The 15829-nt window shown below is 55.7% G+C and carries 12 protein-coding genes and 2 tRNA genes; 6 read left to right on the top strand and 8 right to left on the bottom strand.

Features of this window, described 5'->3' with window-relative positions; translation table 11 throughout:
- Nucleotides 1-81: 81 nt before the first annotated feature.
- Complete coding sequence (locus tag QN062_RS08515; RefSeq protein ID WP_369341377.1) at nt 82-1302, bottom strand: sensor histidine kinase; 1221 nt, start codon at nt 1300-1302, stop codon at nt 82-84.
- A gap of 237 nt (nt 1303-1539) precedes the next feature.
- Here QN062_RS08515 and phoU point away from each other — a divergent pair, with 237 nt between their 5' ends.
- Nucleotides 1540-2220 carry a phosphate signaling complex protein PhoU gene (gene phoU / locus QN062_RS08510; protein WP_369341376.1) on the top strand — a complete coding sequence of 227 codons (681 nt, stop codon included), beginning with the start codon at nt 1540-1542 and terminating at the stop codon, nt 2218-2220.
- Nucleotides 2221-2520: 300 nt separating this feature from the next.
- Here the strand turns inward: phoU and QN062_RS08505 are convergent, their stop codons facing one another.
- From QN062_RS08505 to lysS, 3 genes are all read right to left on the bottom strand, one after another.
- A complete protein-coding gene (locus QN062_RS08505) occupies nt 2521-3261 on the bottom strand; it encodes a phosphoglyceromutase (protein ID WP_369341375.1) in 741 nt (246 codons plus the stop codon).
- A gap of 42 nt (nt 3262-3303) precedes the next feature.
- On the bottom strand, nt 3304-4356 hold the full coding sequence (menA, locus tag QN062_RS08500; RefSeq protein WP_369341374.1) for a 1,4-dihydroxy-2-naphthoate octaprenyltransferase: 1053 nt from the start codon (nt 4354-4356) through the stop codon (nt 3304-3306).
- Between the two features lie 153 nt (nt 4357-4509).
- On the bottom strand, nt 4510-6108 hold the full coding sequence (gene lysS, locus QN062_RS08495) for a lysine--tRNA ligase (protein WP_394854722.1): 1599 nt from the start codon (nt 6106-6108) through the stop codon (nt 4510-4512).
- 284 nt (nt 6109-6392) lie between these two features.
- Between lysS and QN062_RS08490 the strand changes: the two genes are divergently transcribed.
- The 4 genes from QN062_RS08490 to QN062_RS08475 all read left to right on the top strand — a co-directional run bounded on the left by QN062_RS08490 (nt 6393) and on the right by QN062_RS08475 (nt 11448).
- Nucleotides 6393-6466, top strand: a tRNA-Pro gene (locus QN062_RS08490).
- Between the two features lie 221 nt (nt 6467-6687).
- The gene (locus QN062_RS08485; RefSeq protein WP_369341373.1) at nt 6688-8691 is read left to right on the top strand and encodes a DUF4037 domain-containing protein; all 2004 of its coding nucleotides are present in this window, start codon (nt 6688-6690) and stop codon (nt 8689-8691) included.
- A 134-nt stretch (nt 8692-8825) separates the two neighbouring features.
- Nucleotides 8826-9566 carry a DUF4125 family protein gene (locus QN062_RS08480; RefSeq protein ID WP_394854704.1) on the top strand — a complete coding sequence of 247 codons (741 nt, stop codon included), beginning with the start codon at nt 8826-8828 and terminating at the stop codon, nt 9564-9566.
- Nucleotides 9567-9795: 229 nt separating this feature from the next.
- On the top strand, nt 9796-11448 hold the full coding sequence (locus QN062_RS08475) for an alpha/beta hydrolase family protein (protein WP_369341372.1): 1653 nt from the start codon (nt 9796-9798) through the stop codon (nt 11446-11448).
- Nucleotides 11449-11643: 195 nt separating this feature from the next.
- Here QN062_RS08475 and QN062_RS08470 read toward each other — a convergent pair whose 3' ends face one another.
- The gene (locus QN062_RS08470; RefSeq protein ID WP_369341371.1) at nt 11644-12267 is read right to left on the bottom strand and encodes an HAD family hydrolase; all 624 of its coding nucleotides are present in this window, start codon (nt 12265-12267) and stop codon (nt 11644-11646) included.
- A 152-nt stretch (nt 12268-12419) separates the two neighbouring features.
- On the opposite strand from QN062_RS08470, the gene QN062_RS08465 reads away from it, so the two are divergent.
- A complete protein-coding gene (locus QN062_RS08465; RefSeq protein WP_369341370.1) occupies nt 12420-13019 on the top strand; it encodes a DJ-1/PfpI family protein in 600 nt (199 codons plus the stop codon).
- Between the two features lie 78 nt (nt 13020-13097).
- Here the strand turns inward: QN062_RS08465 and QN062_RS08460 are convergent, their stop codons facing one another.
- From QN062_RS08460 to serS, 3 genes are all read right to left on the bottom strand, one after another.
- On the bottom strand, nt 13098-14270 hold the full coding sequence (locus tag QN062_RS08460) for an alpha/beta hydrolase (protein ID WP_369341369.1): 1173 nt from the start codon (nt 14268-14270) through the stop codon (nt 13098-13100).
- A tRNA-Ser gene (locus QN062_RS08455) sits at nt 14231-14313 on the bottom strand. Before QN062_RS08455 ends, QN062_RS08460 begins: the two co-directional genes overlap by 40 nt.
- A gap of 80 nt (nt 14314-14393) precedes the next feature.
- Nucleotides 14394-15680 carry a serine--tRNA ligase gene (serS, locus tag QN062_RS08450; RefSeq protein WP_369341368.1) on the bottom strand — a complete coding sequence of 429 codons (1287 nt, stop codon included), beginning with the start codon at nt 15678-15680 and terminating at the stop codon, nt 14394-14396.
- Nucleotides 15681-15829 lie beyond the last annotated feature (149 nt).

Genomic DNA, 15829 nt, shown 5'->3' with positions numbered 1-15829 from the left:
GCGGTGCAAAGTTCGGTCGACGAACCGAACGGTCAACAATCAGTAGTCAACAGTCAGTGGTCAACGACCAACAGTCAGCAGTCAGTCAGCCGATATGGGAAAGACCATGCTGAAGGTGCTTCCGTGCCTCAAAGAACTCCATAACGTTGCCGAGCCATGATGCGTGAGCGCCACATGCTTCACGATGGCCAGCCCTAATCCGATGCCCTCCCGTGTCGCATCCGTTTGATGAGAGCCGCGATAGAAACGCTCGAAAACCTGTCTTTGTTCGGTTTTCGCGATTCCAATGCCCTGATCCAGAACCTGCAAGAGTGCGTGCTCGCCATCCTTGCTGCGTGAAACCGCCACGTTCACCGAGGAACTGGCCTGCGAGTACCCAATCGCATTCTCGATCAGCTTGGCCAGCGCGGCCTCGATCTGCTCGCTGTCCCCATTGATGCCAACGGTCGCATCGCCACCGACATGCAGTGCTATCTTCTCGGCTTGAGCCATGTGCCCGAGTCTGGCAACGACACGGCGGGCAAGTCGAAGAAGATCTATGCGGTTTTCCTTGCTCGCGACTATCGGCTCCTGAGCCTTCATCAATAGCATCAAATCCGAAACCATATGCTCCAGGTGATCGCAATGTCTGCGCACCATGTCGGCATCCTGACGCACTTCAGGACTGGAACTGGCAGCCTTCTCAAGGTCAGTCGCGAGCTGTGACAGCGCCGAGGTCGGGGTCTGCAGCTGTTCGGACACATTTTCGATGAACGAGTCCCGGGTCTGGGCGAACCTCATCGCGTCGCTGACATCGGTAAGCAGGACCACCACAAAGTCGTGGTTTATTTTCCCAACGGTGACCTTCAGCCAATTTGGCCTCGACACCGTCCGCAACCCTTCGGATTCAGTCAAAGCTCCTCCAGATGCCCCCATGCGGGATGGAAGGGACTGCAGATTTTCTGGCTGAAGGGCCGGATCGTCGGTCTCATCATCAGGCCGAATGAATTCCTGAGGTGCCTCAGTTTCCAAGTCAAACTTGGTTTTACCACCAGAGCTGCGAATTCGTCGTACTGCCTCAATCACCGGTGGCTGGATTATTTCGTCATTTGCCACGACACCGAGCATATATGCCTGAGGACTTGATCTGACGACCTCATCCTGTCTGTCAACGACGATGGAGGCATTGGGCAGCATCGAGAGCAGCGCTGCGGTTGAATCATCGAGGTCGTCGGATTCTTGCGAACCGTCGCCAAAATCCTGAGAGTCACTCATGCTTCGCCGAGCAAGCACCTTCTCAAGACGCCTCGTCAATGCGTTCATCGCTGAATCCCCTCAAGATGCTGTCGAATTCACGAAACCCGATACCCGAACCACTGCTGTCACAGGCACTCCATACGCTTCGTAAATGCTGGGCACACACAGTTTACACGATATCTGAGGGCCAGACATGTGAACGCACGGCGAATTTCTGGTGTCATTTATCCGGCATCCCGCAATATATGCCGCTAGACTAATAGACTGAGACAGGGAGAACCAGAATCCAGGAAGGCATACGATATGCGCGTAATTTTCAACGAGGAACTTGCACAGGTTTCCGATGACCTCGACCACATGGTGCAAGATGTCAGGAAGGCCATCATCGGCGCCGGCGATGCACTTCTCAAATCCGACATCGAATCCGCACAGACGGTGATTGATGGAGACATCGAAATCGACGCCCTCGAATCAAGCATCATCGATCAGTGCATAAAGCTGCTCGCCAAGCAAAGCCCGGTCGCCACAGACCTCCGAGTCATCGTATCAACGCTGCGACTTGCCGCGACATTCGAAAGAATGGGCGATTTGGCCCGTCATATCGCTGAGACGGCACGCAGGACATATCCGCAGTCGACACTGCCTCCAGAGTGCACCGCTCTGTTCACCCAGATGCAGGAGTTCCTCACCATGACTGCCGACCGTCTGGTCACGATGATGTCTGACCGAAGCGCCAGCACTGCAGAACAAATAATCGTCAACGACGATCAGCTCGATGCCCTGCATCATCAGACATTCGACCTGGCACTTTCCGAGGATTGGTCAGGATCGAAGCAGCAGATGATCGATCTGGTCCTGATCGCCCGCTTCATGGAACGTCTCGGAGACCATGCGGTCTCTGCCGCTCGCCGCGTCGTATACATCGTCTCGGGTTTCGACCCAAGCAAGGAACCCGAAACATCGACCGAAGAAGACCCTGACTGAGCCATATATCAGAGTTTCGGATTCCGATGTCCCTTCCTCGAATCGTTCGAGGAAGGGACATTTCAAGTTTTGGGCACTTCGTGCAGTATCGAAAGCATTTTTTGGCCTTATGACGGTCGCATTCGGGCTATTTTCCACTGCTGATACATTCATGAGTGCCAAAAACTTGAAAACTCGGCCCTCAATGATGCCCATAAGCAAACAGGTGTGGCGTTTGAGCCCAAAAGCCCCACACCACACCTGTTCCATGCAGTTTGATGCACTCCTGCATCAATTACTTCTGCATTGCTGACTCCTGCATCACTTCTGACCTTGTGCTGCGACTGCTGCAGCACCTGCGGCGGCAGCTGCCGGATCGAGGTATTCGCCGCGTGGCTTGATCGGCTTGAAATCATCGTCAAGTTCATACAGCAGAGGAATCGCCGTAGGGATGTTGACCTTTGAGATTTCCTCTTCGCTCAGGTTGTCGAGCATCTTGACGATTGCACGGAGCGAGTTGCCGTGAGCTGCGATCAGAACGGTCTTGCCGGACTTGAGCTCAGGAATGATCTCATCGTTCCAGTATGGTGTGACGCGCTCTACGACGTTGGACAGAGCCTCAGCCTTGGGAACTGGCTCACCTGCGTAACGAGGGTCGCCTTCCTGCGAGAATTCGTCATCGGCGTCTATCTCTGGTGGCGGAGTGCCATAGGAGCGGCGCCATGTCATGAACTGCTCATCGCCGTACTTCTCGCGAATCTGTGTCTTGTCCTTACCCTGCAAGGCTCCATAGTGACGTTCGTTGAGCCTCCAGTTACGCTTGACAGGAATCCAGAGACGGTCGGCTGCATCGAGTGCATAGTTCGCAGTGTTGATCGCCCTTCTCAGCAGCGAGGTGAAGACGATGTCAGGAAGGACTCCGCGCTTGGCAAGAAGCTCGCCGCCATTCTTGGCTTCCTCTACACCCTGCTCGGTCAGAGGAACATCGACCCAGCCCGTGAATTGATTGGTTTTATTCCATGCGCTCTGGCCATGCCGGAGCAGAACTAGTTTGTATGTCATACCTCTTGATTGTAAGGGGACACTATGACTGTGAAGGTCGCCTCAGAGCGCGACTGCCACGGCCACGACATGTGCCGCGGCATAGCTGAGGAGAATGAAGCCGCTGAAGGCCAGGGCCTTCCCGAATTTGTGAGGGTTGAAACCTCGCAGGGTCCTTATGGCAACGAAGGCGCATGAGACATTGACCACGGCGAAGATTGTGGGAAGCCACCAGAAATCGCTGACGAACATCGACGATACCGCAAAGAATACCGTCGATGCGACTGGAATAACGAGCATCGCGCAGACAAGCCGCTGAGCCCAAAGCTTCCCAATGCGGGCGGCGATCGTTCGCTTGCCGCTGACCATGTCGTCATCGATATCCCGGATGTTGTTGACCATCAGCATGACGCTCGAAAGCAGACCTGTGTTGATCGCTCCAAGGACGCCAAGACCATCGACCGAGCCGACAAGAAGATACTGCGTACCGAGCGTTGCGATGAGACCGAAGAATATGAAAACGGCGATCTCCCCGAGACCTGCATAGCCATAGGGATGCTTTCCGCCGGTATAGAACCAGCATGCTGCAATGCATGCGACCCCAATGGCTAGGAACCAATAATGACCTGTAACGACAATCGCCACGAAGCCCGCGACTGCGGCCATAAGCGCAGAGACAGCCGCTGCGGTGAAGACATATTTCGGATTCACGCCGCTTGCGACCAACCGCTGAGGCTTGTCGCTCCCACCTTCGTCATCGCTGCGCGCGTCATCCGACCCACGAATGCCATCGGAATAATCGTTTGCGAAGTTCACCGCAATCTGAAGAAACAACGCAACAAGCACGCAGGCGACGGCAACCACCCAGAAACTACCTATGAGCTGTTCATATGTCTGCCGATTAACAACGCAATGGCGAGGAACTGGATATATGTCAGGGCAAGTCTGCAACTCCTCCAGAATCGGCACTGCCGAAGCGATGCCGACGAACACGGGAGCGATGCTTGCGGGAAGCGTCCGCGGGCGAAATGCCTGTATCCAGAGCGTTCGACTGCCATGAGCACTCACCCTCAATGGCTCGTCCTTGTCTTGCCCGGGCTTGGTTCTTTGCGTCAATCTGTCTCCCCCTAGTCTCTCAGAGAATCACATACACTACCACGGATGGGCGGGCAGTGACGGAAGCGGCATGCGACAGACTGCCATGTCAGACATCGCAACGCCCCCGAATCGAGACCGATGTCCACCCACGGATATGCTCACGGCCGCTGGTCAGTTCACTGGCTTTACCAGAGGGAAGGTTATGGTTTCACGAATCGTCGCACCAGTCAGGGCTATCAGCAGACGGTCGATTCCCATGCCCATGCCTCCAGCCGGAGGCATCCCGACGCCGAGGGCCTCGAGGAAGTCCTCGTCGATGTCCATCGCCTCGACATCTCCGGCCATCGCCATCTTCGCCTGCTCTACGAAGCGCTGACGCTGCACCACCGGGTCGTTCAATTCGGAATAGCCTGTGGCAAGCTCGAATCCGCGCACATACAGATCCCACTTCTCGACAACCCCAGGAATGCTGCGATGCGACTTGACCAGCGGTGAGGTCTCGACTGGGAAATCACGGACGAAGGTCGGCTCATACAGCTTGTCCTGCCAGAAATGCTCCCAAAGGTGTTCGACCAGCTTGCCGTGATTCTCGGCGGCCTCCTGCTCGATGCCGACCTTATCCGCAATCCCGCGCAGATGCTCGACGCTGGTCTCGGGGGTTATCTCCTCGCCCAGGGCCTCGGAAAGTGAACCATACATGGTGATGGACTTCCACTCGCCGCCGAAATCGTATGGGGTGCCATCCTGCAGCGTGACCTTCGTCGAACCGAACGCCTCCTTCGCGGTGGTCTGTATGAGTTCCTTGACCAATGCACCGATGGTGTCATAGGTGCCATAGGACTGGTATGCCTCTACCATCGTGAATTCAGGGGCATGTGTCCCATCGACGCCTTCGTTGCGGAAATCACGATTGATTTCGAAGACTCGTTCGATGCCTCCAACCAAGCAGCGCTTCAGGAAGAGTTCAGGCGCGATGCGCAGGAATAGATCGATGTCGAATGCATTCATGTGCGTGGTGAATGGGCGCGCAGCAGCCCCTCCATGGACTGTCTGGAGCATGGGAGTCTCCACTTCGAGGAACTCGTGACGGTCGAAGGTCCGACGCAGAGAGGCAACGGCGGCCGAACGCCTGCGGACCATGTCGCGCATACGCTCGTCGGCGATCATGCCGATATATGGCTTGCGAGTGCGCTGCTCCTCGTTCAAATCCTTATGAAGCGCGGGCAGCGGCTGAAGGGCCTTCGATGCGATTGCCCAATCCGTTGCGAACACGGAGAGCTCGCCTGTCTTTGAAGCGATCACCCGCCCGCGGACATAGAGATGATCGCCAAGGTCGGCGAGCTGCTTGAATCTCTTCAAGGATTCAACACCGACCTCACGCTTCGAGATCATGCCCTGGATGGTGGTCCCATCCCCCGCTGAAAGCTTCACGAAGCAGAGGCCACCCCCATTGCGGATGAACAGGGCACGGCCTGCGACGCCCACGACATCTTCGGTCTCCTGACCTGGTTCGAGCTTGCCTTCGTATTGCTGACGCACATGCTCGATCGTGTCAGTGACATCAAGATGAACAGGATACGGCTCAATGCCTTCCTTAAGCATCAGCGCCCGCTTTGCGACACGCATCTGCACCTGCTCTGGGTGAGCATGGCTTCCGAATTCCTTGTTTGTGGGATCGATTGCCGCATCAAGGTCGTCGCCACTCTCGATATTGCTGAGAATCGCTTCATCCTGCTTCAGAAGCAGCTCGGCGCGCTCGACGGTCGTCATTGGCCTTTCGGCATTGTCACCATCATCATCGGCCGCCACCACGACTGTGGCATCTGAATTCTTCATAGCTTCCTGGTCTGCATCCTCATGGTCGTCGGCAACATGAGCCGGCATGGAATCGCTGTTCTGAGTCATATGGCCATATTGTAACGAGCAGAGTGTACGTCAACCGATCAGCGAACCCTTCGCTCTCTTGGCGGCGTGACTGGCTGCGGTGCCATCGACTGAACTTGCTTGCGAATTGGCGTTTGGGCATGCGTCGGTGTAACATCTGACGAGTTGTACGGGGTATAGCGCAGCTTGGTAGCGCGCTTCGTTCGGGACGAAGAGGCCGGGGGTTCAAATCCCCCTACCCCGACCGTACTGCCGGAATCGCTGGAATCAGCGGTTCCGGTTTTTTTCTGACTAGGCTCAGCGTGTCTCAAGGTGCCGCACAATCTTTCATCGTCACTGCAAGCTTCGCATGTGCAAGCCGGGCGGGCGGTCTCCGTCCAATAAGTGCCACATATCACACATTGCGACGCGATTTGCCCCAATCCCCTACCCTACAATTGAAGGAGTAGGGCAAGGAGGCCTGGCATGGGGAAAATATTCGATGTTGACGAATTCCTCGGGAATCTTGATGGGAAATTCATGCAAAAGGCTTCCACGTCCGAAATCGCTTCATATCTTGATGACTCGCTCGAACGTGCCCGATCGGCAGGAGAGCGAGGCGGCGAACTCACCGTCTTGAACGAAATGATAGGCTTCAACCGTTCCCGCGCTTTGCATGACCGCAATGCAGAGGTGATTCCCGCTGCCTTGAAGCTGGCGGATTCTTTGGACTTGGCCGGCACTCCCGCCTGGGTTGCGACGCTGATCAATGCGGCTACGGGATACCGTGCAGCCGGTGATCTTCCCCACGCCGAAGCGATGTATGTCAAGGCCCTGGCAGCGAACGACAAGCTCGACGATCCCAATGTCCGTGAAACCGCAGCGCTTCATAACAATCTTTCGATGGCATATAGCGACATTCGCGAATTCTCCAAGGCCGAGACTCAGCTGAAGCATGCTTTGGATCTGTTGGAATCCCTGCAGGGGCACGATGACTCAGCCACTGCCTCGACAGCGCGCGACGAAGCAGGGACTGCCCATCTCGTCGGACAGGCCAAGGATGCAGCGGACGGCGATTCCCTCGACGTCGACATCGCATCGACTCACACGAATCTCGCACTGGTCCTTCTTGCCCAGCACCGATTGGATGAAGCGCAGGCACACTCGTCGAAGGCCCTGATCATATACGAAGGCAATGGCCTCACCGATCGCGCTCACTATGCCTCGGCTCTTGCCTGCCAGGGGCAGGTACTCTTCGGACTTGGACATTACAGAAAAAGCGTCGAACACTTCGAACACGCGCTTGAGCTGATCGAAGAACGCTTCGGCAAGTCAAGTGACTACTACAACATCACCGAAGCCAACTACCTTCAGGCGCGGTCAGCGCTTGCGGACTCGTCAGGTGAGCAGCAGCATCCCTCTGCCCGCGAGCGCCCTGCATCAGTTGACGGCGATCCGATCGCACATGCGCAGCAGGAGCACCGGCATGTCAAGGGACTCGACCTGTCGCGGGCATATTGGGAGGAATTCGGCAAAACACTGATTCACGACCGCTTCTCGCAATATCAGTCACGAATCGCAGTTGGCCTTGTCGGGCATGGCTCGCAATGCCTTGGCTTCGACGACGAGCTCTCGCAAGACCATGATTTCGGACCGGGCTTCTGCATATGGCTGACAGACTCCGATTTTGCAATGTTTGGACAGGCGCTGCAAAAGGAATATGACAGATTGCCACGCTCGTTCATGGGCTTCGGTCCAGCACCCACGAGCGTTCGCGCGCATGGGGCGGACAGACGCTTCGGCGTTTTTTCGATTGGGAATTTTTTCGAGGGAATAACCGGCTTGCAGGAGGCTCCCGGCCAGCAGGAATACCCTCTTTGGCTCTCCTTGGATGAAGCGACCCTGGCGGCGGCCACGAGTGGCGAGATATTCGCCGATCCAGAGGGGACTTTTTCCAGAACCAGACAAGGCTTCACCTTCATGCCTGATGATGTGCGCCTCTCACTGATTTCAAAGCGGCTCGGCATGATGTCACAGTCGGGGCAATACAACATTGAACGCATGGCCCTGAGAAACGACTGGCCCTCCGTATGGCTGTCGACATGTGAATTCGTCAGGGCCTGCTCTTCGCTCATCTTCTTGGTGAACAATCCCATCAGTGCAGGGTACCTGCCATATTACAAATGGAATTTTGCAGCGTTGCGGAGATTGTCTTCGCGCATGGGAATGGTGCTCCGCGATGTTCCCGGGCAACTTGAGGAGCTGATCGCCGCAAGTTCGGCGATTCCTCGGGGTCCCGAAAGGGACGGTGCTTCAATGGGCAGACCCATCGAACGAATGACGGTGATAATCGATTCCATCTGTCGCAGAGTGGCTGACGAACTGCGCAGACAAGGCCTGACAGACTCCACGGAAGATTTCCTCGAATGGCAGCGCCCATACATCGAAGCACATATCAGGAGCAAGGAGGCGTGTCTTCACAGCCTATGAATCGGAGCGGTCACGTGTTGGTCGAAAGAGCCGTGCGAGTGAACTCCTGTGGTGGCATCAATGGGCCAGGAGCGCAGATCAGCATCAAGCATCGGATTGGGGATTTTCAGTTCAAGGAAGAGAAGGGGGAAATTATGGACAAGCATGAAAGAGGCGAGAACATGGATTCTCACCATGGGGTTGCCAGTGCAACCGCTTTCGAGGATACGGCATCCGACAAGGCTTTCATCCCGACGAATGCCCATAGTCAGGCAAAGGTCGAAGCGCTGTTCATCGAACTGGTCGAGCACGTCGTCAAGCAGGAATGGGAACAGTTCCAAGACGTTCATAACGATGGAGGCAGGGCAGTCTGTCAAGGCAACTGGCCTGTCTTTCATCAGATGCGCGCGAGCCAATTCCTCACCTGGAACTACCCGCTCCTGCGAAGCTACTCACAGGACCTTGACTATGCAGAGGGTGTGGGGAGAAATCTTCTTAGCGAAAAATATGGTCGAATGATGGAATCGACGGCCCCTGAGCAGTTCTCTGAAAGCATCGCTCCATATCTCGCAAGCCTAAGCGAGGAGCGTGTCGCGCAGCAAGAGAGCATCATCAGGCAACAGGTCACCTGGGTCATTGAGTTCAGAAGGAATTATCCAAAGCTAGGACAGGCGATGAGGCTCATTCATACAAGCGAGGATTCCAGATATGCCACCTCATTCGAGACATATTTGCGCGGGGAATTAAGCACCTATTCCGCACGCACGCTTGACTGTTACGAAACGCTGATCGAACAGTACAGGCGCGAAGGTCTCAATCTGACTCAGGAAACGATCGACAAGACGGTGCGACTGGGTGGCTTCGAGAATCTGTCCGAGGCTGAGGGAGCGCAGTGAGCAGCGGAATTCATTCCTGTTTCCGAGTTTTGCGGCAATTCCACAGTAGCGGTCAAGAAATACCGTTGGTATCTCACCAGGAATGCTTGGAACGACGCTAAGAAATGGGGCTCTATACTCTGAGATTGCCGCAAAACTCGGAAAGTCATTCAGGAAACGCTTACATTTTGGCAAATCTCACGGAGGATGCCTTTCCTCATTCGTCACCGAGCTCGTTACAGTAGTGAGAGTGTTCAGAACTAAGCAGAGACAGCCAAAGACCCCAAGGCAACTGAGAATTGCCCTCTTTCTCACCTATGCCGGCATTGCCCTGGCCACTTTTGTGGTGTTGGGTCTTATCGCGACGCTTATGGCACCTCGATGGCAGATTCAGGCCAACACAAAGCATGTCACCGTGGAGTCGAACGATACCGCCATCTCTTCCTCGCTTCCGATCAGCGCCCATGAAGGTTCCTATCGGGTAAAGGAGACCTCCATCACCGTCAGGCTCACCTCAAAGGTGACCATTCATGCGATCGTTCGCGAACCGATCGGTGCCCCAGACAACCATCCTGCATGTCTGCTGATGCAGGGAGCGGGAACGGGCATGGCATCCGAGGTCTACGGCGATCTCGCCTCTTCGATGGCTTCGGCCGGAATCACCACCTTGGTTCCCGACAAGCGCCTGGACGACTATACGATCTTTCACCGCAACTATGTCTCCATGGCGCATGACTATGGGACTTCATTCGATGTCCTGAAGAAATGGCCGGGCGTCGATTCCAGCAAGGTGGGACTGTATTCGGAGTCTGAAGGAACATGGATTTCCTCAGTCATGACGGCGGAGCGCAAGGACATCGCCTTCACCATTCTCACATCGCCACCGGTATATTCAGGACGACAGCAAATGGCAATAGCCGCGACATCATATTTCAACACTGCCGGAGCGCCGCTTGCGCTCACGAAGGACATTCCAAAGCTGACCGCGTTGAATTTCTCAGTTCTGGGCCTTGACTATGCCGATTTCAATTCGCTCAGATACATTTCGCATCTGACTCAGCCGACCCTTGTCAATTATGGCACGCGTGACCTTTCAATGCCGATCGAGCAAGGTGCCGCAACCATAGTTGCGAAGGCCCGAGCCGTTGGCAACAGCAACGTGACGCTTCGCTACTACGATGCGAACCATCAGATGCGCGTCGGAGAGAACAAGGCTCTCCCCAATCTGCCGCTTGCACAGGGGTATACACGGAACCTCGATGACTGGATCAACGCAGTCGCCGCAGGGACCACTGCCAAACAGTGGAAGTCGCCCATGATCGCGGGCTCGCAGCCGCATCAGAAATATGCTGTGCCTTCACGGACAACGGCTGGATTGGTCACTTCGCTCGGACAGCTGATAGCCCTGATGCTTTTCGGCTCCGGACTGTGCATTCTGGCTCTGCTTCTCGGCATCATAGGTCTGCTTTCACGTGCCTTGCGCAGACTCAGAGTCAGACGGCAAGCCCACCATCATGGGTCAGCGCCATCGAAGCATGCGTTCTCACATGGCGTGGTGGCCTCGATGTGGTGCACTGGGGCGCTGAGCATCGCCTCGACTCTTGGAACGGTGGGCTATGTGATCGTCGTGGTCTCCCATGCGCTCACGCTTCAACGCGACACCCAGATGCTCGCTCCCCTATGGATCGCGCTCCGGATCGCTTCCATCATGGTGATCCTCGCGTTTTCCTGGCTCTGCACGCAATTCCTGAAACCGCTGCTCATCCGCCTCACCGGTCGAGAAGGCAACGAACCTGACGAGGCATCTCACGTTTTCAACGCCTTGCAACGAATCATCATGCTCTGCGTGCTGTCAGGTTCCGCCCTGCTGATGTGCTCACTGGCATTCTGGGGACTGTATTGAAATTTTGGAGAGTTGCGAATGCACCGTGGGCAACAGAAGACACGGGCAACAGAAGTCATAGGTGACGGAAGACATAGGTAACAGCGGCCATGGGCGACAGAAACAGACGCGACCAGCACGGTCTCTCCGACGATGATTTCACTTCCCTGTGGACACGTTCGAGAAGGAGAGTCTCGTCCACGGCCGCCTACGGAGCTATAGGCTGAGACCAATTTTCTGAAGATCATGCCTCAATTGCCGAGCATCGACGAACTCGATGCCATGAATTCCGCAATGCCGAGCAGCTTCGACATTGCGAATTCGATCATCCACGAAAACCGTCCGCTCGGCATCAAGTCCGAATCGGCGCAGCGCCAGCTGATAGATGCGAGGATCTGGCTTGATCAGCCTTTCCTCTGCGGAAATGATGACATCATGCAGGAATGCCAGCTCGCTGAACCTACGCAGAACCTCGTCGACGCTTGCCTTGGTGAAATTCGTCAGACCCCAGACGCCCACACCCGCCGCGTCCAGATCGCGAAGCAAGTCGCCCATTCCAGGAATCAACCCATGGAACGCGCGCTCGAAGTGATCGAAATACACCCGAAACACCCACGCAACGGCAGGGCCATGATGCTTCTCATAGTCGAGAAGGATCTCCCGCTCGCTCCATCCCGCATCACAGAGCTGATCATAATAGTCAAAGCCCCAAGGATCATCCGGATCGAAGAACATGTCTATGACGCCCTGTGGATATTCGCCGCGCAAAGCCAGATCCGGCCGCCAGTCGAGCAGAACGCCACAGAAATCAAAAACGATGTCATTGATTTTCGGCTGCATCAGTCTCAGTCATCCTCGTGTCAAAGAATTAAGAATTCCACGACAAAGCTATGTCATGCCGCTGACTTCCTTCGAGCGTAGATACGGCCACACCGGTCCGGAAATGATATATTCATGAGCGAAATGAGTTTTCTCGACCTAGAAGGACCCAGATGCAAGACCTGAATGTGGTGCTATTCGACAATTTTGAGACTCTGGACGCATGCGGACCGATAGAGATATTCGGAACCCTCGGAGCATCATATCGAATTGAGTATTTCTCCATGAATGGCGGCATCGTTGCCAGTCGGCAGGGTCTGCGCGTAGAGACGAAGCCCTTCGCAAGCATGGAGCCTTCGGGAACGCTGCTGATACCCGGAGGGATGGGAACCAGAACTCTGGTGCGGGATCCCGAATTCCTGGGACAGCTTGCAACGCTGGCGAATCAAGCCGAGGATGTTCTGACAGTGTGCACTGGTTCAGCCGTTCTGGCCATGACCGGCTTGCTGAATTCAAGACGTGCGACATCCAACAAACTCGCCTTCTCATGGGTGACTTCCCTAAATCCGTCAGTGGATTGGGTTCCCAAGGCACGATGGGTCGTCGATGGCAATTTCTATACATCCTCGGGAGTCTCCGCCGGAATGGACATGGCCCTTGGCTATGTCAGCGACAGGCTCGGATACGAAGTCGCGCACAAAACCGCACATGACATCGAATACCTGTGGAATGAGGATCCGCGAACTGATCCCTTCGCCAAGACAATCGAATAGACAGGAGGGCATCGCTGCAAGGGAGCATCCAGAGTCGAATCGTTCCATCGCATGCCTGCATCACTCGTTGCAGTCGCCTCACTGACCAAGGAATTTCAGGGTCTTGTTCCATACATCGTAGGATTCGGGATGGGAGAAGTCGAATTGGAACTCATGAGGCAGCTTCGGCTTGTTCGGATACAGGCTCAAGGTCGCATCGACCCCATCGTTCCGGAGCCTTCCATACAGCTCACGGGCATGTGTGGGGAAGGAGAAGTAGTTTCCATCGACGATATATGCACGGGGAAATCCAGACGAGACATAGTCAACGATGGAGGCCATCTTTGCAGCCTGAGTGCTCTGCCAATCCTTGTGCCCAAGATAGGACCAGCCCACGGTCTGAACGAATTGCCTGGCAATCCAGGAATTTCCGACACTTGTCAGCCTTGAAACATCATAGGGTCCGCAGAACAGCAATGCAGCCTCCAAGGGCTTGCGCAAGGAAATCGCTGGGATTCCCGATTTCTGCGAGTATCCCGGAGTCGTTTCGATCGCCGCGAATTGAGCAGCGATCTGAGCACCCGCCGAGTCTCCCCCGATGACGATGCGGTCCGCATCAAGTCCATACCTGCCCGCGATCTCATAAAGATGGGTGATAAGCTCACCGACCTGAATCACCGGTGTCGGATACGTCGCATCCGGCGCATAGTCATAGTTCATCGCCGCAACGGCATACCCCCGAGAAGCAAGCATCGTGGCATAGGTGGAGACCCCCTGCTTGTCGCCCGCGATGAAACCGCCGCCATGCACCCATACGATGACCGGCAGGGACTGTGACCGCTGCTTCGGAAGGTACAGATCGAAGTCGTTTCGACCGAATTTCGAAGGATAGCTCAGATTGCCGACGACCTTGGTTCTGCTGCGCATAGTCGCGTAGCCAGTCGGCTTCTCTACCGCAGAGCTCTCAAAGGCCCTGCGAAAGACGAGAGCGCCCGGCCATGGAGAGACATTGAATGCCACCACTATCACAACCACAATCGCGATCACCGATGCCAATATGCCGAGCATGACCCTGCCGAGCAGCCTGTGCCCCTTCAATCGCATACTCACCCCCAAGACCGTGCGCAGCCCGCAGACGCACTGTCCCAATGACCGTCGAAAACGATACAGACCCATCGAGTCTGCCTTGAGTCCAGATGGTCGCTTGCAGCGAATGGTCTGGGAGAAGATTGCGGACAGGGCGAGATTCGAACTCGCGGAACTTACGTTCAACGGTTTTCAAGACCGTCTCTTTCGACCGCTCAGACACCTGTCCACGTGTCTGCGGGCATACCCATACGGGCAGGCTTCGCAAGCACGGATTTCATGATAAACCTGAGTGTGGATTTCTACAAATCAGGCTTCCCACGCTGTTGGCTCAATCACCTCACGGCCACCCATATAGGCGCGCATGGCATCTGGAACGACGATGGATCCATCTTCCTGCTGATGATTCTCCATGATGGCGACGAGCCAGCGAGTCGTTGCCAAGGTACCGTTCAAGGTGGCGACGGGACGCGTGCCACCGTCATCCACGCGCTCGCGAATGTTCAGACGGCGCGCCTGATATTCGGTGCAGTTCGAAGTCGACGTCAGCTCACGATAGCGATTCTGGGTCGGGACCCATGCCTCGCAATCAAACTTTCGGGCAGCGGAAGATCCCAGGTCACCAGCGGCTGTATCGATGATGCGATACGGAACATCAACCTTGCCAAGCATCTCCTGCTCCATGCCAAGCAGCTGCCGATGCTGCTCGCGGGAATCCTCCTGCTTGCAATAGACGAACATCTCCACCTTGTTGAACTGATGCACACGAATGATGCCGCTGGTATCCTTTCCAGCCGCACCTGCCTCGCGACGATAGCAGCTCGACCAACCGCAGTAGCGCAGGGATCCCTCATCAAGATTGAGGATCTCATTCTCGTGCATGCCCGCAAGCGCGACCTCGGAGGTTCCGACCAGGTACTGCTCATCGGGCTCGCGAAGACGGTATATCTCGTCGGCATGAGAGTTCAGGAAACCGGTTCCTGCCATGACCTCGGGACGCACCAAGGTCGGAGTGATGGTCGGGATGAATCCGTGCTCCTCGGCCTGATCGACCGCCATGGTGAGCATGGCGATTTCCATGCGTGCAATCGCTCCCCGCAGGAAGTAGAAACGTGAGCCTGATACCTTGACGCCACGCCGCATATCGATGCCCGCGACCCCGACGCCCAGTTGAAGATGATCCTTGGGACTGAATCCACGTTCATCGAAGTCGGGCAGGGTTCCGACCTTCTTGACGACGACATAATCGTCCTCGCCGCCTTCAGGGGCCTCTGGCTCTACGACGTTGCTCATCTTCCACATTGCCGTGGTATATGCCGCGGTAGCCGCGTCGGCCTCGGCCTTGTGCCTGCCGACGGTCGCAGCCAACTCCTTCGTCTGCGCTATCAGCTTCGCCTTCTCCTCCGGAGCTGCGGTAGCGACCTTCCTCCCCATCTCCTTCTGCTCGGCGCGAGCAGTCTCGAAAGATCGCAATGCATTCCTGCGTTCGGAATCCGATTGCAGAATCTCGTCGACAAGTTCGACGGATTCTCCCCTCTTGCGTTGTGAATCTTTGACAATATCGGCATGATCGCGAATAAATTGGATATCAAGCATAAGGCAAAGCCTAATGCCGGATTGAGACAGTCAGGAAGCGCAGCGATTGGATGGCTGCACGTTGCCTGTGAAGGGGAATCTTCGCTCGCATGCCGGCCCGCCCGCACGACTGTCGAATAGATTCCACGCAGCAGGAGTCCGAGGAATGT

This window comes from Bifidobacterium sp. WK012_4_13 (genome assembly GCF_041080835.1).
In the GTDB taxonomy this organism is placed as follows: Bacteria; Actinomycetota; Actinomycetes; order Actinomycetales; family Bifidobacteriaceae; genus Bombiscardovia; species Bombiscardovia fermentum.
The sequence above is the reverse complement of the archived record's forward strand: the minus strand, read 5'-3'. Positions and strand labels throughout refer to the sequence as shown.